Annotated in this window: 17 protein-coding genes; 11 read left to right on the top strand and 6 right to left on the bottom strand. The window is 36.5% G+C overall.

Annotated elements, in window-relative coordinates:
* Positions 1 to 83 (top strand): IS3 family transposase (locus LCM23_RS26285; RefSeq protein ID WP_404826638.1); only part of this gene is annotated, 83 nt, incomplete at its 5' end.
* A gap of 62 nt (positions 84 to 145) precedes the next feature.
* On the opposite strand, the gene LCM23_RS24870 is transcribed toward LCM23_RS26285, so the two are convergent.
* The 6 genes from LCM23_RS24870 to LCM23_RS24845 are packed head-to-tail and all read right to left on the bottom strand — an operon-like array spanning position 146 to position 4,274.
* Complete coding sequence (locus LCM23_RS24870; RefSeq protein WP_224939211.1) at positions 146 to 607, bottom strand: hypothetical protein; 462 nt, start codon at positions 605 to 607, stop codon at positions 146 to 148.
* A 15-nt stretch (positions 608 to 622) separates the two neighbouring features.
* Positions 623 to 1,414: a hypothetical protein gene (locus tag LCM23_RS24865; protein WP_224939210.1), complete on the bottom strand. Its 792-nt coding sequence runs from the start codon at positions 1,412 to 1,414 to the stop codon at positions 623 to 625.
* A 16-nt stretch (positions 1,415 to 1,430) separates the two neighbouring features.
* The gene (locus tag LCM23_RS24860) at positions 1,431 to 2,144 is read right to left on the bottom strand and encodes a hypothetical protein (RefSeq protein ID WP_224939209.1); all 714 of its coding nucleotides are present in this window, start codon (positions 2,142 to 2,144) and stop codon (positions 1,431 to 1,433) included.
* Between the two features lie 18 nt (positions 2,145 to 2,162).
* Complete coding sequence (locus tag LCM23_RS24855) at positions 2,163 to 3,602, bottom strand: LXG domain-containing protein (RefSeq protein WP_224939208.1); 1,440 nt, start codon at positions 3,600 to 3,602, stop codon at positions 2,163 to 2,165.
* A gap of 20 nt (positions 3,603 to 3,622) precedes the next feature.
* Positions 3,623 to 3,901 carry a YwqI/YxiC family protein gene (locus tag LCM23_RS24850; protein ID WP_095370755.1) on the bottom strand — a complete coding sequence of 93 codons (279 nt, stop codon included), beginning with the start codon at positions 3,899 to 3,901 and terminating at the stop codon, positions 3,623 to 3,625.
* A 22-nt stretch (positions 3,902 to 3,923) separates the two neighbouring features.
* Positions 3,924 to 4,274: a YwqH-like family protein gene (locus tag LCM23_RS24845; protein WP_224939207.1), complete on the bottom strand. Its 351-nt coding sequence runs from the start codon at positions 4,272 to 4,274 to the stop codon at positions 3,924 to 3,926.
* A gap of 1,010 nt (positions 4,275 to 5,284) precedes the next feature.
* Here LCM23_RS24845 and LCM23_RS24840 point away from each other — a divergent pair.
* The 10 genes from LCM23_RS24840 to LCM23_RS24795 all read left to right on the top strand — a co-directional run bounded on the left by LCM23_RS24840 (position 5,285) and on the right by LCM23_RS24795 (position 19,279).
* Positions 5,285 to 5,578, top strand: coding sequence for a WXG100 family type VII secretion target (locus tag LCM23_RS24840; RefSeq protein WP_224939206.1), 294 nt, complete (start codon positions 5,285 to 5,287; stop codon positions 5,576 to 5,578).
* A 70-nt stretch (positions 5,579 to 5,648) separates the two neighbouring features.
* Positions 5,649 to 5,888 carry an EsaB/YukD family protein gene (locus LCM23_RS24835; protein WP_095370752.1) on the top strand — a complete coding sequence of 80 codons (240 nt, stop codon included), beginning with the start codon at positions 5,649 to 5,651 and terminating at the stop codon, positions 5,886 to 5,888.
* Positions 5,889 to 5,901: 13 nt separating this feature from the next.
* Entirely contained in the window at positions 5,902 to 7,194 is a 1,293-nt protein-coding gene (essB, locus tag LCM23_RS24830; RefSeq protein ID WP_224939205.1) for a type VII secretion protein EssB, read from the top strand.
* Between the two features lie 23 nt (positions 7,195 to 7,217).
* Positions 7,218 to 11,693, top strand: coding sequence for a type VII secretion protein EssC (gene essC / locus LCM23_RS24825; RefSeq protein WP_224939204.1), 4,476 nt, complete (start codon positions 7,218 to 7,220; stop codon positions 11,691 to 11,693).
* Positions 11,690 to 14,545 (top strand): type VII secretion protein EsaA, encoded by a 2,856-nt coding sequence (gene esaA, locus LCM23_RS24820; RefSeq protein ID WP_224939203.1) that lies wholly within the window; start codon positions 11,690 to 11,692, stop codon positions 14,543 to 14,545. The genes essC and esaA overlap by 4 nt, the downstream gene beginning before the upstream one ends.
* Positions 14,532 to 15,008 carry a type VII secretion protein EssA gene (essA, locus tag LCM23_RS24815; protein WP_224939202.1) on the top strand — a complete coding sequence of 159 codons (477 nt, stop codon included), beginning with the start codon at positions 14,532 to 14,534 and terminating at the stop codon, positions 15,006 to 15,008. The genes esaA and essA overlap by 14 nt, the downstream gene beginning before the upstream one ends.
* A gap of 143 nt (positions 15,009 to 15,151) precedes the next feature.
* The gene (locus LCM23_RS24810) at positions 15,152 to 16,927 is read left to right on the top strand and encodes a T7SS effector LXG polymorphic toxin (RefSeq protein ID WP_224939201.1); all 1,776 of its coding nucleotides are present in this window, start codon (positions 15,152 to 15,154) and stop codon (positions 16,925 to 16,927) included.
* A 20-nt stretch (positions 16,928 to 16,947) separates the two neighbouring features.
* Entirely contained in the window at positions 16,948 to 17,403 is a 456-nt protein-coding gene (locus LCM23_RS24805; protein WP_095370747.1) for an immunity protein YezG family protein, read from the top strand.
* A gap of 377 nt (positions 17,404 to 17,780) precedes the next feature.
* On the top strand, positions 17,781 to 19,133 hold the full coding sequence (locus LCM23_RS24800) for a T7SS effector LXG polymorphic toxin (protein WP_224939214.1): 1,353 nt from the start codon (positions 17,781 to 17,783) through the stop codon (positions 19,131 to 19,133).
* Complete coding sequence (locus tag LCM23_RS24795) at positions 19,130 to 19,279, top strand: HNH endonuclease signature motif containing protein (protein ID WP_224939213.1); 150 nt, start codon at positions 19,130 to 19,132, stop codon at positions 19,277 to 19,279. Before LCM23_RS24800 ends, LCM23_RS24795 begins: the two co-directional genes overlap by 4 nt.

Raw genomic sequence — 19,279 nt, 5'->3', positions numbered from 1 at the left:
TTTACCATTACAATTACAAACGAAGACAAAAGAAACTAAAGAAACGCGCGCCGATTGAATATCGACACGCGCTCACTGCTTAGCTTTTTATGTTGTCTACTTGACAGGGGCAAGACCAACTTTAACTAAAAGGGCTCGGCTTTTTTTATGAGCTTTTCTGTCCAGCTAGCTTCCCATTCAAAAATTCAATCGTTTCAGCAACAGTCTGTTTATACGCAACAGCCTTGTGAAGCTGATAAATCGCCCGGTTTTCCGCAGCAACTATTTCTTCAAAAGAAATTGTTCCAAGCAAATTCTTAAAAGGGTGGTCTTTTTTAAGAAGCTTGATCTCTTTACTTATATCTTCCGCATTAATTTCATTGATGATATAAAAAGGGAACTGCAGCTGTCTTTCATTCATAATCTCGTGAAGTTTTACACGTTGCCCCTCGTTCCACTCACCATCGAGTATTTCTGTTGTCACTTCTACGTTATCGAGGTCTCCGACAGGAAAGGCAAATTGGGTATCGTATGTTTCTTGACTTGAAGTCTTATCCGTGTAGCAGGTGACCGCATAATATTGGATCGTTGCTTTTTTTAGTTTTCTTAAATTGAACATACCTTCCATTGTTAGCTCATTCCTTTACACAGGGTGGTGCCCTTTTGTTCTTCTGACGACATCTAAAATATCGTTGATAAGTAATTCACCGAAAGCTTGTTTTGCTTCTAAAAACTCTTGACCATCATGTTGTACCATCTTTAAAGTCCAATTATAGGAAGGTGAACTTAACACATGTAATCCTTCGATATTCCATTGATTCTCTTGGTTATAAAACATCATCAATCGATTCGTATGAATCTTTCGTTGAATGGATCTCCTAAAATGTTGAATAACTGACGAGTCATTACTATACCCATTATAGGTAGCCAAGTCAGATAAGTTATGGATTTTATCATGCTTACAATACAATTGATAATCTTTAGGATGAACAAGAATCGTTTCTGAATCTCGTGTTGGTAGAGGCGTTATCCCCCTTAACATTTTTGGCAGTATAACATGTTGCCAAGTCCATTCCGGTGTATCATGGACATAAATCTGATAGTCTTCTTCATCAGTTACTCTTAAACATTGTATAACTTGTTTTTCTCCAAAATAAAATAAAGAGTGATCCTCCTCATCTGTCAATGTTTCTACAACTACATTTGTTCTCGCAATAATCCACATTGCATCAATAAAGGATGTTTCAAAAGATAATTCCCCATCGATAAGATCCACTAAATTCATTTCTCGAAGTTTTTTAAACGTAAACTCCCACTCTAGATCCATCTCAGCATCCGTGTAATTTAAGAAGGGATTAGTAATGCCAATGAGTGTCTTCGCATCTAAGATTTTCATTAAAAGACATATATCTTTCGTAGATAAAGTAGTATACATATGTCAGCCTCCTTTACTACAGATATTTTTGGTTTCTTTTTGATTTTGGTAAGCCGAATTCAGGATAAACCTGCTTTACAATCTCTTTATGCTTCTTTATGTAAAAATATCTGTGTACGTAAGTACTAAAATAAGCTGTTAAAATAGACAGTAGACCAAATAAAAATACATAAATGAGCATACGGAAAGAATAGTCATAGATAAAGGTGATAATAAGTTGACTGATAATATAACCTATACCAGATGCCGCAATTATAGGTGAAATCTGTATATTGTTACCTTTTTCTTGAAGTTTCTTATAAGTGCCCGTTTTAAACATTTTCATATTACCAAATTGCATAGCAATAATAAGAGCTAAAAAGAGTATAGATCCTATCACAAAGATAACCGTATGATTGCCTTCAAGTATATGTGCATCAAGTAATTTCTGAATAAGTAGGAAATACACATACGTATTAATAATTCCATATACGCCGAAAAATAAATAGTAAGAATGCTCATATTTATAAGGGTCAAGAATATAGATAATGGCCCACAAATGAATAAAGATAATAGGGATGATTCCAGCTAGGAAATATCCGTATGAAAATGGCTCAGATAGGAGTGGGAGAATTCCTAAAAGATCCAAAAATATAAGAAAAAAAATAATAATATTCCCTCTATTTTCTTTCGGTGTTTGAAATTTAAGATAAGAGAGGATATTCCCGTCAATTTCTTGATGTTTTTGCAATGTTTACACCTCTTGATTTTATTTAAACCACGACCCGACTTTATCAATAAGACCTTTAGTCCCTTTTTTAATTGCATCCCCAACAGAATCAGACTTACCATCTCCATCTACATCCATAAACTTGAAATCACTTAAAACAGATGTGACGAGAACACCAACTGCTGCACCAGCAACTGCGCCAACAGCTACACCAACAGGGCCACCAAATGTACCAGCCAATGCACCTACTTTTGCACCAGCAGCTGCTGAAGCAGCGATAGAGGCACCAGCAACGGCAACATCACCGACAACATTACCGGTAATTTCACTTGCTGATTGATTATTTTGTACACCGTGTGTAATATTTCCTGCTACCGTAGCTCCAATACCAATATAGCCGAGCTTGTTGCTTGCCCATTTAAAAGAATCCTTCACAGCAGCTGCAGGATTAATTAACTTATTCAATTTGGGGTGGTTAGTTACATTTGTGCCGGAATAGGTTTTTTTGTTAAAACCACCTAATTCAGGCTTATCAATTTTAACTACTGGCTTTCTAACGCCTTGAGCAGTTACCCTGTGTGTATATGTGATTCCAAAACCTCTTCTTGCCAAATCAACTCTTTTAGCCGCACCGAAAGCTGTCACAGAAGTGGCAAACAGGTTAGCACCTGCATTAATAGGCTGGTCTTTCCATTGATCAAAATTAACGCCAAAAGTTGGCGTTGGATCCCATTGCATATTTAAATGATTAGGGTCTGTTGCATCAACAGCATAGCACATGGCACGCGGGTGATTATAAAAAGATTGAGTATTAGAAGGATTATTATTAATCGTTGTGCTTGTCATCGGATAGTGAACATTAGGATTATATGTATCTACTGATAGTGTACCATTATTAAATAGTGTCTGTATGTCATTTACATAGTTTTTCATCATTTGTACATTTTGATCTAGGGAATCGATTTTAGATTGTTGTTGTTGGTCAAATTGATTTAATTTTTCAATTGTTTGCTCAACATGGTTTTGTGAGGTACGGACATAAGTGTTGAACTGTTGATCATCTAGTCTAGGCAAACTGACGATATCTTGGACTGTACTCATGGTTTGGTTCGCTTCGTTTGTTAGATCAGTAGTCGTATTTCTTACCGCGTTTAATCCGTTCTCCACATCATTCTGTAAAAAATGTTGCTTGATGACACCATTCTGAGATGACTCCATTGCACTAAGGTCACTCTTTATCGTTTGTAAATTTGATTTGTAATCATCTATAAATTGTTGAAAAAAAGTGATAAAGGGTTGATGCATATCTTGATAGAATAAGCGTATTGCCTGCCCGCCACTTCCTTTGAAGGAATCGGTAAGTGAACTGATATTTAAAATGGATGTTTCTATTTGACTTAGTTGTTCATTATAAACTTGAAGCTTATCTATTGTTTGTGAAAGACCATTATTAAATGTTAGCGCATCTAACGTTTTCATAATAAGTTATACACCTTCCTCTACCTCATTTTTATGTAAGATGAAATTTGCTCATCTGCTTCTGTTAAGAATGCTACAGATTGACGGGTGGATTGCTCGTTTTGTAGTAAAAGTGTTTTATATGTTTCAGTAACTTGGATAATCATTTGATTTAGCTGATTTAATCTTTCTACTGTTGTTAACACATTATTTTGACCGATCTCTGCAGGAAGGGAGGATTTTAGGGCATTAGCTGAGGTCTGTAATTTTGCTAATGCTTCTTCCACATCCCCTTTTATTAGTTTAATTTCTGTACTCATATTGCACCTCGCAATCTATATCTTATTTTTGGTTTTTTGCGCGCTCTTGCGCTTCTAGATAAGATATTGTCTGTTGGATAGACTGAATTTCACTTTGAAGGCTTTGCATCTTATTCTGCAAAGAATTAAAGACTTGATTGAATTGATTTCCTTGCAGGTCATCATAGCTAGAAAGCATGCTTTCTCTCTTTTGTTCAAATTCATTTGCATTTTGACCATGCCATGTATGTGGTGTAAGTTCCGGTTGTAACACCGTTCTACGAAAGTGGGAAAATTCTTGCTGTGTACCTTCTAATTGCCCATTACAAGTATGTAATCGAGCTAGCTCATTTTTTTTCTGTTGTAATAAGGCAGTATAGTAACTGATAGACATGTAATCACCTCTTAATGACAAAAATATTAATCTTATAAAAACCACAGGGTAAATGTGATTAGAAAATTCACTGAATTAGTCACCCTTTTACTATATCATGGGAGAAATTGAACATAATGATGTAAAATACTTATTTTGGGAGATAGTCGATAGGTAAAATGGACCATTTTTATAAAATGTGTAAAAAATCATCATAATGTGAAATATAACCTTTTTAATAAAGATGAATGATAAAAAAATTGGTCGCTTTTTTAATTACCTATTCCTTAAAAAGAAAATAAATGGAGTAAAAGTGTAAATATACAAACAGAGATATTGTTATTGCTATATCCATTTTTAGAAATATTAAACCTTTTTCTGTTAAAAAAATCAAATAAAGTGGTTTATAATTCTAATTATTGTGGTAAAAGATGGATGAAATGAGATTAGAAGGTAGGGTATATATTATACTTGAATGAAGGATCTTGATTGTAGAATGGTACAATAATGAGTCCATGGAGTTATATATTAAGAGTTTAAAAGCAATTGAACATTGTTAAAACAGATTTTGCATCATACTTAAGTATCTAGAACAAAAAGCGTAATAAAACAAAAGGACTGTATTGAAAATTAGGGAAAAGCCATTCTGAGTTGAAATACGGAAATAAACGTCACTACTCCATTCAAAAGAAACCCTAAAGAAAATAAGGAGGTGGTACAACGGATAAAATAAAAGGTAACATAGTAAGTTCTTAACGGAAATCTACAAGGTGAGTAACAAGTATTATAAGGGTCCTTCTACCGATTGCCTTGTGTCTACATGATTATGGTAATCTTTTCCGAATGAGTGAATATGACGGTTATAGGAAATTAGATATAGGTCATTAGCTTTTTTATTGTTTTTTAAGCAAAAGAATGATAAGAATAGTAGTTAATTATTACTGTTTTTCTATTTTTTACTAGATATTGATTGACCTTGTTATTGTGTATTTTTACAATTAAAATAACTTTGAGAAAAGGAGATGTTTTTTATGTCAGGAATTATTCGAGTTACCCCAGCAGAATTAGAGGCTATGTCCGCCCGCTATAATAATGAAAGTTCACAGGTAGAAGATCAATTGTCCAGATTGGATAGAATGATTGATGAATTACAAAGCATGTGGGAAGGGGAGTCTAGCCGAGCTTTTGCTGATCAATATGTGGCACTAAGACCTTCTATTGTTGATATGCAGCGTTTATTAACTGAAGTATCTGTACAATTGAAAAATACTGGTCATGCTCTTGCGGATGCAGATAACCAAATCGCTAGCCAAATTAGAAGCTAATTTTTCCTTAATAGTTGAGCGCCTTCCTAAAGGTAGAGGCGCTCTTTATCTGTATAAATGAGGTGTGTATATGTACATAGAAGTGACGATTGATTTAAAGAATTATAATAAAGAACTGTTTGATATAAGACTATCTAACTATCATACTGTGAAGAATCTTGTACATATTGTCTGGCAAGCTCAATCAATTAAAGAACAGCCGAGAGAAGGATATTGGTTAAGGGTTATGAATAAAAAAATGGTTGTTCCTGGAGAAAAGAAATTGGTTGATTGTGGAATAACAAATGGGGATCGTCTCGAAATTTTGTAAGGGAGCTAAGGAAATGTCACAAGAAAAGCAGACCTATTTAGAAGAACAGCTAGGCGCAGAATATAAAGTAAATGAAGACAAAATTAGTATGATCTTTCAAAAAGAAAAGATTAAATTAGATGATGAATCCGAAATTGCCATGCTGAATGAAGTTGGATCATCAATAGAAAAGCAAATCATCTTCAAAGAGGACGAATTGATCCTCGAGTTTCATAAACCTTCACATTTTAAAACCTTTTCCCAATTAAAGAAATCCGATGAAAGAAGTCGGATGATTTTTGCTGCCCAATTAATCAAAAAAGTGAAATCTCATCGTTTTACTAGACTTCATTTATTTATTTGTCCAGATAATCTATTGATTGACGAAAGTCTCACGCCGCATTTTCTTCATTATGGGGTGAAAGAGAGTCTTCCTCCCTATGAAAATGAACCTAAAGAACAATTAAATGCGCTAAAAGCAACCATAGCTGCAATAGTTGATGGGAAACATCAATTTGAGCAGTATTTGCAGTTTAATCAAACGATTGATTTAACCCCATTAGCAGCTGATATAGTTGCAGCTGAGAGTGTGGATGAACTATTGCTTTATGTACAAACAAAAATAAATCAACTAGAGAAAAATGACAAGCAATTCCTAAAAGTAGAAAAGAAAAAGTGGAAGGGTATGAAGTATACCGTTATTGGTCTAAGTGTTGTACTCATCCCGCTTATTTTCTTTTCCCTATATACTGCTTTTATAACTCAGCCAAAACAAAATGCTTATATTAAAAGCCAAGAATACTTTCTTAAAGACGATTATAGTCAGGTCATTAATACTTTATCAGGTTACGATGTCCCTGATATGCCAAGAGTGACACAATACCAGTTAGCGCATGCTTATCTTGTGAATGAATCACTTAGTGAGTCACAAAGAAAGAATATACTAAATACAATTACTTTCCAAGCGGATCAACGTTATAGCCAGTATTGGATCTATATCGGCAGAGGGGAACCGGAGGAAGCGTTAAAAATTAGTCGTGAGTTGGAAGATTATGATTTAATCATGTATGCATTGATTCATTTTGAAGAAGCAGTTAAAGCGGATCAAAGTTTGGATGAAGAAGAGAAGCAACAGCAATTAAATGATATACAAAACGAAAAAGAAGAATATGAACGAAATATGGAAGAGCAAGAAGAAGGTTCGTTATTAAATAATGAAGAAGAGGCTCAAGAGACATCAACGGAAGAAGAAACAACTGAAGAGCCACCTGTAGAAGAAAAAGAGCAGCCTCAACAAAAAAAGAACAATGATGAAAGCAAGGAATAGTTGGAACGGAGGTGATTGTATTGTTGAAAAAAACGTTATGGCTATTTTACGGAAGCCATTATCAATCATTGGATTTAGAAAAGGTGCAATCAGAATATATATCTATTGGAAATAGCCTGAAGGATACAATAACGATTACCCAGTTTCCTTCTGAGCTAGAGGCATTGCAATTAAAAGTAACAAGTGACGGGGTAACAATTTTTCAAAATGATGAAGAAGTAGGCCATTTATCAGCTAGTAACACAATAGAAGAATTGACTGTTTATCAGATCAATATCCGATTTGTCATCACGACGAATCATTTTCAATCAGCTACTTATTACATAGGTAATACTAATGAAATTACTTTATCGAGTGCACAAGAAAAAGCTGAAATAAGATTTAAAGAAGAGGCCAACAGTCAAGCTTATACTTTTACTCTCTTTAAGCGGGAAAATGAGTGGATGATTGAAGATGGCGAGAATACGGTATATAAAAATGGAGAATGGCTAGAAGTAAACGATGCCGTTGCTGTAGGAGAATGGCTTTTTGTTCCTTTTCTGATGGTTCGTTTCCTTGAGAGTGATGTGATAGAAGTAGCCGGATTAGCAGCTGTTGAATCCACTTTACCTTTGATGGCCCTGCCTGAATCGGAAATGAAAAAGAAATACCCCACCTATAGAAGAACGCCTAGAATGATTTATGAAGCACCAGACGACAAGGTGCGTTTATCTTTTCCTTCTCAAGAGACAGATGATTCTAATCGAGGCTTATGGTTGATTATTTTGCCGCCTCTCGTAATGTTGATAGTGATGGGTGTCGTTGCCCTTATTCAACCGAGGGGGATATTTATTATTATTACAATGGTGATGTTTATGACCACATTGATTACTTCTTCTGTACAGTATTTTAAGGATAAAAGTAATCGAAAAAGAAAAAAAGCAAGGCGTTATAAAGTATATACCAATTATTTGGAGACGAAGAGGAAGGAGCTTCATGATTTATCAGAAAAACAAAGACATTATCTAACCTTCCACTTTCCTTCCTTTGAAAGAATGAAATACTTAACAGCAGAAATATCTGATCGTATCTGGGAGCGCACGTTAGAAAGTGAAGATTTTTTACAGTTTCGTTTAGGAATTGGTAGAGTAGAATCAAGTTATGACGTGGACTTGAACGCAAGTGATATGGCAAATAGAGAAATGGATGAACTTGTTGAACAATCGCAAGCATTAGAGAAGGTATATAGCCATGTTGAAGATGTACCGGTAGTAGCAAGCTTATCTGAAGGCCCAATCGGCTTAATTGGTAAAGCATCCGTGATGAAAAAAGAAATCCATCAAATGATTGGTCAATTATCTTTCTTTCACAGTTATCATGACATTCGGTTTGTGTTCATTTTTAATGAGTCAGAGTATAAAGAATGGGAATGGGTGAAATGGTTGCCTCATTTAAAACTCCCCCATATGCATGCTAGAGGACTTATATATAATGAACAGACACGAGATCAATTATTATCTTCTATTTATGAAATTATTCGAGAGCGTGACTTGGAAGAAGATAAGGAGAAGATAAGGTTTTCTCCGCATCTTGTTTTTGTCATTACGAATCAACAATTAATTTCAGATCATGTCATATTGGAGTATTTAGAAGGCAATCATCAGCATTTAGGTTTTTCAGTTATTTTTGCAGCGGAGTCGAAAGAGAATTTAACAGATAATATTTATACACTTGTCCGCTATATTAACGCGCAAGAAGGGGATATTCTTATCCAAAAGAAAAAAGCGGTTACTATTCCTTTTCGCCTAGATGAGCATGAACAAACGAATAATGAAATTTATGCAAGATGGTTAAGAACGCTCGATCATCAAACAGGGATGACAAATTCGATTCCACAAAGTGTTTCTTTCTTAGAGATGATGAATGTACGTGATGTAAATCAATTATCGATAACAGAGAATTGGTTGACGAGAGAATCTGCTAAATCTTTAGCTGTTCCCATTGGATTGAAAGGGAAAAATGATTTTGTGTACTTGAATCTACATGAGAAAGCCCATGGACCACACGGACTCCTTGCAGGTACAACAGGGTCAGGGAAAAGTGAATTTCTTATATCTTATATTTTGTCGTTAGCTGTTCACTTTCATCCTCATGAGGTGGCCTTCTTATTAATTGACTATAAAGGTGGGGGAATGGCCCAGCCATTTAAGAACATGCCTCATTTGTTAGGAACAATTACAAATATTGAAGGAAGTAAAAACTTTAGTGCAAGGGCTTTGGCTTCAATTAGAAGTGAATTGAAGAGGAGACAGCGCTTGTTTGACCAATACCAAGTTAATCATATCAATGATTATACGCGCCTTTATAAAAAACAAAAAATAAAGGAACCATTGCCACACTTGTTTCTTATATCAGATGAGTTTGCTGAGTTGAAAAGTGAAGAACCTGAATTCATTAGAGAGCTAGTCAGTGCGGCACGTATTGGTAGAAGTCTTGGTGTCCATTTAATTTTAGCGACACAAAAGCCGGGTGGTGTCATTGATGAACAAATTTGGAGTAATGCACGATTTAAAGTGGCTCTTAAAGTTCAGGATGCCAATGATAGTAAAGAAATCTTGAAAAACGCTGATGCAGCCTCCATTACTACTACGGGTAGAGGCTACTTGCAAGTAGGCAATAACGAGGTATACGAACTATTTCAATCCGCTTGGAGTGGGGCACCGTATATGGAAGATCATTCCGAGGTAGAGGATGAGATTGCCATTGTTACTGATTTAGGTTTATCACCATTATCTGATATATCTGCTAGTGAAAGGGCAAAAAAGGATAGTGTGTCTGAAATAGAAGCAGTAGTGAATAGAATTGAAGATATTCAACAAAAGTTACATATCCAGAAATTAAGTAGTCCTTGGCTTCCACCATTAAAAGAAAGAATGATCAGAGAAGAATTTTTATCAGATGAACAGTCACAAATACATTTTGCACTTGTGGATGAGCCGGAAAAACAAAGCCAGTATCCGTATTCCTATCATGTGATGGACGGTGGCAATATCGGCGTATTTGGTTCTTCTGGTTATGGAAAATCTTATACAGTTCTAACGTTACTAATGAGTATGGCAGAGAGGTATAATCCGGAAGAATTGCATTATTATTTAATGGATTTTGGTAATGGAACATTACTCCCATTAAGGCAACTTCCACATACAGCTGACTTTTTCTCAATGGACGATGAAAGAAAAATTGAAAAGTTTATGAAGATGCTGAAGAGCGAGATTGCCAAACGTAAACAGCTTCTTCAAGCTTATGAAGTAAGCAATATTAAAATGTACAATCAGATGAGTGAAGAAAAATTGCCAATGATTTATGTGACGGTTGAGAATTTTGATTTTATTAAAGAAGAAATGCAAGATTTAGAACCAATGATCAATCAATTTGTACGTGACGGTCAATCATTGGGCATTTATATGATACTAACAGCTACCCGAATTACATCTATTCGCCAAGCAGTGATGAATAATTTGAAAATGAAGGTTGTCCACTATTTACTCGACCAAAGTGAGGCATTCTCGATTCTAGGTAGGACTGAATTTAGCCCTGAGCCTATTCCGGGAAGAGCGATTATTAAAAGAGAAGATGCACAATTCACACAAGTATTCTTACCTGCTAACGGCAAGGATGATATGGAAGTATTAGAAAACATAAGGATGCAAGTGAGTGAAATAAAAGAGAAAAATGTTCATTATCAAGCACCAGCTGCGATTCCGATGCTTCCAAATGACTTAACGGAAGTAAACTTTAAAAATTATTTAAAAGCCTCTCTACCAACATGGTTGATTCCAATTGGTTTAGATGAAGAGTTTGTCCACCCTGTAAATGTGAACTTTGAAACAATGAAGCATTGTATTGTTATGGGTCAAGGACAGAAAGGGAAAACAAATGTCTTAAAAGTTATATTGAATGCATTATTAGATAGAGAAGTGGATAGATTAGCTATTTTCGATTCATTTGATCGATCATTAGCCAATTATGCTGACGATAATAAGGTTAGTTATATTGAAACGAAAGACCAAATTACGGATTGGCTAACATCTATCGAGGCGCTTCTTAAAGAAAGAGAAGTCGAATATGCAGCAGCTGTTCAATCAGGACAACTTAATATACAATTTAATCCTATTTCACTTGTTGTCGATGGCTATGCGAGGTTCTCTCAAACATTAGATAGTTTACTGCAAGATCGCATGGCAAGATTGATTCGCAACTATAGTCATTTAGGATTCAATTTAATTGTTGCAGGAAGTAGTAATGATGTTTCGAAAGGATATGATTCATTAACAACCGAGGTGAAACAAATTCGCCAGGGAATTTTATTAATGAAGAAATCTGATCAGACTTTGTTCACTCTTCCTTATGATAGAAAAGAAATAGATATTCAAGCTGGCTTCGGTTATTACGTTACAAATGGTAAGGAAATAAAAATGAAAATACCATTATGTCAAACAGAAAGGAAGGTGTACTCGTGACTGGCAAAGTTGGATACATCGTTAAAATGCTTATCGTGATGGTTTTAGTTCTAGGTACGCCAATCATATTTTTCAGTTCTATTGGTGATAACCCTCTCACTGTTCGTACGAATGAAACAAGGAATATTGCCATTGTTAATGAAGATATTGGCGCGGAAAAAGGCGTAAATGACATATCTTTTGGTAATGAAGTAACTTCCGTTTTATCTTCTGACTCGAAATTTGATTGGACAGTATTAAGTAGAAGCGCAGCTGTCAATGGGCTGAAGAATAAACAATATGATGCGATTGTGTATATCCCGTCAGATTTTTCTAGTAATATCTTAACCTATGAAAACTTAACGCCTGTTAAGGCTGAATTTCAATACACCGTACAAGATCAGTTAAATGCTGTGAACAGAGAAAGTGTCCTTCGTGAAATTGATAATGCAACAGCACGTGTGAATTCCAGTATTTCTACACTTTACTGGAGCTATGTCTCACAAGATTTAGAAGGCGTAAGAAGTAAGTTCGATGGCATTCTTGAGAAGGAAATCGCCTTTCAAAATACGATGTATGCTTTTTACGCTCCGAGCTCTGAAACATTAGCGACAGAGATTGAACGGCAAAAAAGCATGTTAGAGGGAATTCAATCCTCATTGGCATCTAATGAGGAAATGACGACATCTAACACAGATCAAGTACAGCAATTTGAACAATCCTTAAGTGCCTTTGTTGATTATGTAGAACAATATAAGCAATACCAAACGGAACAACAAGAGCTTTTACAGCAATTGCAAAACGATAGCATGGGCATGGTAACAGCAGCTATTAATGAGCAAAACCCTCGCTACATGGAATTACGTAATTATTTAAAAGAACAAAGTGATGAACTATCGAAAAACTTTGGTGTATTAGGCACAAAAATGTCTGATAACAATCAAACGATGGCTGAATTGTCTGCTTATCGAATTGAACAAGTGGCGAAACAAAGAGATGCCTTTTTGTCACAGCGAAGTAATGAAGAGAGTAGCCAGCAAAGTAATCTTATTCAGCGTCTATCAGAATTAAAGGGGCAACTTTCTGATGGATCGCAAGAGGACCCTACCCTGCCAGAAGAGCCGGTAGAAGAAATTCCAGATAATGAAGATATCCCTGAGAACCCTGGAGAGGGAGAGGGGGAGCTACCTGGTGAAGAACAATCTATCGATACAGAACGAGCAAAGCTTGCTGAAGTGGCTACAACAATTAATGAGATTCAGGCGAGTTTAACCGGTGTTAATGACCCTCCGGTGGAGCAAATTACACTAGCAATTGATGCCTTATTGGCATTAACAGGAGAAATCAATACAGTTAATGAAAACTTAAGAATAATTGGTGAGAGAGAAAATCCTTTAGAAGGTACTGTCGAAGAATTAAGAACACAGGTTGAACAACTTCAACAGCAAGTAGTGGACCTGCAGACACGTAATCAAGAATTAACAGAGAAGTTCAGACAGCAATATTTAGACCTATTTAGGAACCGTTTAAAACCTGTACTAGATGAGATTGAGAAGAAAGAGGGACAAATCGTCCAGTCTAGTTATCTTTCTGAAGGTCAAAGAGGAAGATTGCAAACGGTATTTTCACAAGAAATAGTTAATAAAAATCCAGAAGTGGTCATGAATTATCATGCGACGCTTGTGAAATTTGAAAATGCTATCAATAGTAGCTTGAGAAACGACCAAAATTATCAAGCATTTATGACCCAGCTCAATCAAGTGCTCGGTATAAAAGAAAAAGAGCAAGCGATTTTAGATGAATTATTATTAGAAATGCCAGAAGCAAATGAAAGGCTTACCGTATTAAAAGATGAAACGGCAACTTTCTTTGATGGCTACCAAAATAATATGCAAACGATGCAGGATAAAATTAATGAGGAGCTCGGTTCCATTCAAGAAAGTGCAGACGGTGTGATGCAAAAAATGCTGTCTGTAATTGGTGAAGCACCGGTACAAGGAAATGAGGCGCTTGGTGGTGTATCATTAGTAAATAATCAGCAATCGATTAGCGAAGGCTTGCTGACAATGAATGATGCCATTAATGCGATTGGGGAGAGCCAAAGCAATGTGGTGTCGTATACCGATGAGTTACAAGGGAAAGTGGAGAGCGTACAACAAGATGCGAACCATTTAAATGAAAAATGGTCAGAGAATGTAGAAACGACACAAATGTATCGCGATGATATCTTCTCTGTGCTTGGAAATACATTCGTTGATGGGCAGAAGAACGGTCAAGTGTATCAATATTTAGCCAATCCATTACAATCCAACGGCGAAGTTGCAGCTAAACAAGAAGAGAAAAAAGTACCTCCTGTAGTTGTACTGGTCATTGTTTTAATTAGTAGTCTCTTAATCGGTTACTTTAGCTACTACTTTACTCATTCACCTAAATCAGTACGTGCAGCGATGTTTATTTTATTAAACTTAGTCGTTGGTCTTATCATCAGCATGTACGGAATGGATATTTATCCTCTAGCAGAGCGAGGAGCCATACAATGGACGATCTTTACGACACTACTATTAACAGCCGCTGCTTTAGTTGTAACGATTAGTTTTTCTATTAGCCGATTAGTCGGTTGGTTAGCAAGTGTCGGTTTGGTCATATTCTTTATCAGTCCATTATTGGCACTAACAGCGCCCAACATTGGCTATGAAGACCCAATGTCAAGTGTGTATTTGTCTATTCAATACGGACCAGATAAATTATTTATGCCAGCGGTGTTGTTGTTAGTCTCGATTATGATTGTACTTGCTTGTATTCCTTTAGCAATTCAATTCTTTAAAAATAGAGATAAAACGAATGATGATGTCGAAAATAATGAAGCTTCTTAAATTAATACCGATTGCTTGTTTCCTAATTCTTACTTGCAACGCTCATGTGGCAACGGCCTCTCCAAATATTGATTCCTTAATTCCTAATCTTTATGAAGAACAGGAATTTAATGATAATAAAGAGCTGCTAAGAAATAGAGAGACAAAGGAAACGAAACAAATCTCTGAGGAACAGCAAGCATTAACCTTTGAAGAGCGAAGTATCAATGATAATGGGGATTTAGTAGAAACATTATTCACAAATGTATCAGAGCCAAGAAAAACAGTGGCCCTTCAAGCAGAGCAATATCAATTGTTCTCAGATGAAGCTGCTTCCGTTTCTACTATCCAGCCGGATGGTGAAAACGAGAGTGGAGGATTACGCTTACAAACAGTCTATCTCATCATCCTCGCCATTGCGATTATTACTATCCTAGTTTTACTCATACCTAAAATGGCACAAGGTCAACCATCCTCTAAATAGTGGATGGTTGACTATTATCTGTAGAAAGCAAAACGAGGAAAAACTAACAAAATAGCCTGCCGAAGTAACTTCTTAAGAAGTAAGAATATTTATATTGACGATGGAATGGTATCATTTGAAAATAATCTGCGGGGTGAAATATAATGAAGGTATTAGACGCAGAAGAACTATATAAAGACATAGAAAATACGTTAAGGGGCTTGCGACATTTAAACAATCAGCTGGCAAAGACGGAAGAAAGTATTCTCTCACTTACAAGTTTAGAAGAGGAACTAAAAGGAGACGGAGGGAAATCAATTCGAGCGTTTTACAAGGATGTCCACCTTCCTTTACTTCAATCAATGAAGGCTATGGTCGAACATTATGAAACGACCATAAGAGCGCTTATCCAATCACTTCGATCCCTAGATTCATCCAGTCGCGCACTGATAAGAGAAAGCTTCCTAGAACAAGACCTATCCCCAAGCATTAGAAGAACAGAAAACATCACAAGCGATTTAACCGACGAAGGCAACCGCACCATCCAATCAGTTGGTGATATCGTCTCCTTGCCACGACTAGATGATAACCGTTTACACCAACAAGCAGAGTCGGCCAACAACAAAATCACACAAACCGTGGAAAGATTACATCACTTCGATCAACAACAAACAAGTAAACTAGAAGCAACTGCCCAAGACTTATCAAGGCTCAAAAGCACAATTAATGAGATCCAAACCTTATACCAAAATGGTAAACTAAGTCTATCAACCTATCAGCCCAACCAGCTCACTAACCTATTAAACAATCCAGTCATTGGGGGCATGTCATTATCACAAGCATATGGCCCAATGGCACTCGGCATGATGCCAGCCTATGGCCCACTTTCAGCGATGAACTTTGCCTTTGGTGGTCAACCCGTCAAGGATGTAGAATCCAACCAATCCAACTTAGGTTGGCTTTCGACAGGTTTAGACTTTGTCCCAGGACTATCCAATATCAAAGCAGCAATCGAAGCCACCACAGGAACCGACTTCATCACGGGTAGAGAAATCGGCAACCTAGAAAGAGCCGCCCTCGTCGCCGCAATCTTCGGTGGCCCACTCGTTAAAGGTGGCATCAAAGTCGTGAAGTGGGGAGGAAAACTCTTCAACAAGTTCAAGAATGTCCTCAACCCAAAGAAAGTCAAATCAGTAGTCGATGGTATCTTCAGCAAGGTAACCCAGGGATTTAACGCCCTAAGGAACACAGCCGCTGAATTGACGAAGAAGATGGCGGACATACGGATACCGTTGCCGGTGCAGGATCAGTTTGCGGTGGCGGGTGGTGGTACATCAAACTGGGGCTTTAGATCAACAACAGTAGGCGAAATGGCGTCTAATGTGAAGGACACTTTAAGGATGAGTTTGGTTAGGGATGGGGTTGGTAAGGGTAAAGCAAATGGTACCATTGGAACAAGTGGCATTAAAATATTAGTTGGCGCAGGAGAGCAGTTTACAAATAGAAGGAAAAATAAATTAAAGCCTAACATTAAATATAAAACAGGAGAGTATGATTACTTTTACGAAACAGATAGTACGGGTAGAATAACAAAGTTTGAAACAGAAAATTTGCAACTAACTACAAGAACTGATAGATTGTCGCACAGCAAAAATACACCAGGTAAAGTAAAAGGACAAGACCATGCAGGACATTTGGCAGGTGATAGATTTGGAGGTTCACCTAAACTCGATAATTTAGTATCGCAGTTATCTGATGTTAATTTGAAGGAATATAAGAAGATTGAACATGAGTGGGCTACGGCTTTGAAGGAAACACCTCCTAAACAAGTAAAAGTTGATGTTGAAGTAATATATTCAGGAAGCGATATACGCCCAGATAAATTTAAAGTGACTTACTTTATTGATGGCGAGCCTGTTTCTAAAATTATTAAAAATTAATCTAAGGAGTGAGAATTAGGATGAAAGAATTTGAAGATAAATTTAGTGAGTTACAAGCAGATATGATATCTATATGTATGGAATATATTGAGGACAGGGCTGATAAAGTGTATGTTTATGCTTCATGTGAAGGAAACATTACTTCAAGTAAGTTCTTTTATTTAATAAACAACAAATATGTAAAATGTCATAAAGTAAATGATGCGTTAGGAGATGGAGACGAAAGATACGATGTATCTCCAAACAGAATGCTCATGGTATTGAATATAATAAATGAAGATATTGAAAAAGTAGAAAATTTATGTAAGGAATACGAGCGAGAGATGCCGACGGAGATGAAGTTAATCTATAATGTTCAGAGTGGAAAATTTAAGGCGGAATATAATTATGATTTAGTATATACGAATGATGATGTTAAAACAGCAAATCATATCGCTGATGAATGGTTTGAGGAAGTAAAGATTAATAATCTTTAAGTTAATTAGAGTCAGAGATACGTTTGAAGAGCTTTTGAAGTTTGTAGCAGTGGCTTAGAAACATGTATAGTTGAATGATTAGTAGAACATATTTGAAGGTGCCGAAAAGAAAAAGTCTATTTTAAAATAATGATATTATAATAGTTACCATCATAGGTTTTTACTGGTAGTTGAATATAAACTGATGAAATGTATATTAAACTAACACACTCGTAAATTTTAACCTAGTAGTTGTTTCAACATAAAGAGTGTTATACTATAAAACATGCAAATATTTGTATCAAGAACTCTGATAACTTTATAGCACTTGATTGTCAGTTATAGACAATAAGTGCTTTTTTAACGTTTCTAGACCGTAATAATCCATTTATCCATAAATCTTATCCAGTCGCGCACTGATAAGAGAAAGCTTCCTAGAACAAGACCTATCCCCAAGCATTAGAAGAACAGAAAACATCACAAGCGATTTAACCGACGAAGGCAACCGCACCATCCAATCAGTTGGTGATATCGTCTCCTTGCCACGACTAGATGATAACCGTTTACACCAACAAGCAGAGTCGGCCAACAACAAAATCACACAAACCGTGGAAAGATTACATCACTTCGATCAACAACAAACAAGTAAACTAGAAGCAACTGCCCAAGACTTATCAAGGCTCAAAAGCACAATTAACGAGATCCAAACCTTATACCAAAATGGTAAACTAAGTCTATCAACCTATCAGCCCAACCAGCTCACTAACCTATTAAACAATCCAGTCATTGGGGGCATGTCATTATCACAAGTATATGGCCCAATGGCACTCGGCATGATGCCAGCCTATGGCCCACTTTCAGCGATGAACTTTGCCTTTGGTGGTCAACCCGTCAAGGATGTAGAATCCAACCAATCCAACTTAGGTTGGCTTTCGACAGGTTTAGACTTTGTCCCAGGACTATCCAATATCAAAGCAGCAATCGAAGCCACCACAGGAACCGACTTCATCACCGGAAGAGAAATCGGCAACCTAGAAAGAGCCGCCCTCGTCGCCGCAATCTTCGGTGGACCACTCGTTAAAGGTGGCATCAAAGTCGTGAAGTGGGGAGGAAAACTCTTCAACAAGTTCAAGAATGTCCTCAACCCAAAGAAAGTCAAATCAGTAGTCGATGGTATCTTCAGTAAGGTAACCCAGGGATTTAACGCCCTGAGGAACACAGCCGCTGAATTGACGAAGAAGATGGCGGACATACGGATACCGTCGCCGGTGCAGAATCAGTATGCGGTGGCGGGTGGTATTTCAGGTGGGGCTTCTAGAACATTAGGAGAAATGGCGTCTGATGTGAAAGATACTTTTGTAAGGATGAGTAGTTCGGTTAGGGATGGGGTTGGTAAGGGTACAGTTAAAGATAGACCGATATATACAAAAGGCTTTGAAATAGAGCCTAAATATAGCTCTTATGAGCAAAGGATAAAAACTACACCAGTTAACAAAGGGAAATGGAGTAGCGAACGTGCAGAGTCATTATTTGTCTCAGATAAGACTGGTGAAATAAAAAAATATCTTGATGAAGCTGGTGTTGATGGTGTTGAGTACAAAAACGGTATGCCAGACTTTTCTCCATTTTCTAAAGGAGAAATTAAGTTAGAAAATATGACTAATGATCGAAAATCTAATTTTTCAACTGCTGATGAAGAATTAGCTAAAAATGGAGTACTCAAGAACAAAAGTGGACAGCAGACGACATAGCTGATTGGAGAGAAGATAACAAATATACTTGGCATGAACTTAACGATTTGGAAACAATTCAATTAGTACCAAGTAAGATTAATAGCGTCTTTAAACATTTGGGTGGAGTTGGCGAATATAATATAAAAGTTAAGTTGGGAGAGTAA

The organism is Cytobacillus kochii (assembly GCF_020171845.1).
GTDB classification, from domain to species: Bacteria; Bacillota; Bacilli; order Bacillales; family Cytobacillaceae; genus Cytobacillus; species Cytobacillus kochii.
Note: the sequence above shows the minus strand (reverse complement) of the source record. Positions and strands in the feature narration are given on the sequence as shown.

Coding starts and splice junctions, on each gene's coding strand:
- LCM23_RS24855 (WP_224939208.1), bottom strand. CDS start 3,602: ATGAAAACGTTAGATGCGCTAACATTTAATAATGGTCTTTCACAAACA.
- LCM23_RS24850 (WP_095370755.1), bottom strand. CDS start 3,901: ATGAGTACAGAAATTAAACTAATAAAAGGGGATGTGGAAGAAGCATTA.
- essB (WP_224939205.1), top strand. CDS start 5,902: ATGTCACAAGAAAAGCAGACCTATTTAGAAGAACAGCTAGGCGCAGAA.
- LCM23_RS24805 (WP_095370747.1), top strand. CDS start 16,948: ATGAAAGAATTTGAAGATAAATTTAGTGAGTTACAAGCAGATATGATA.
- LCM23_RS24845 (WP_224939207.1), bottom strand. CDS start 4,274: ATGTCTATCAGTTACTATACTGCCTTATTACAACAGAAAAAAAATGAG.
- LCM23_RS24810 (WP_224939201.1), top strand. CDS start 15,152: ATGAAGGTATTAGACGCAGAAGAACTATATAAAGACATAGAAAATACG.
- essA (WP_224939202.1), top strand. CDS start 14,532: ATGAAGCTTCTTAAATTAATACCGATTGCTTGTTTCCTAATTCTTACT.
- LCM23_RS24840 (WP_224939206.1), top strand. CDS start 5,285: ATGTCAGGAATTATTCGAGTTACCCCAGCAGAATTAGAGGCTATGTCC.
- LCM23_RS24870 (WP_224939211.1), bottom strand. CDS start 607: ATGGAAGGTATGTTCAATTTAAGAAAACTAAAAAAAGCAACGATCCAA.
- LCM23_RS24835 (WP_095370752.1), top strand. CDS start 5,649: ATGTACATAGAAGTGACGATTGATTTAAAGAATTATAATAAAGAACTG.
- LCM23_RS24865 (WP_224939210.1), bottom strand. CDS start 1,414: ATGTATACTACTTTATCTACGAAAGATATATGTCTTTTAATGAAAATC.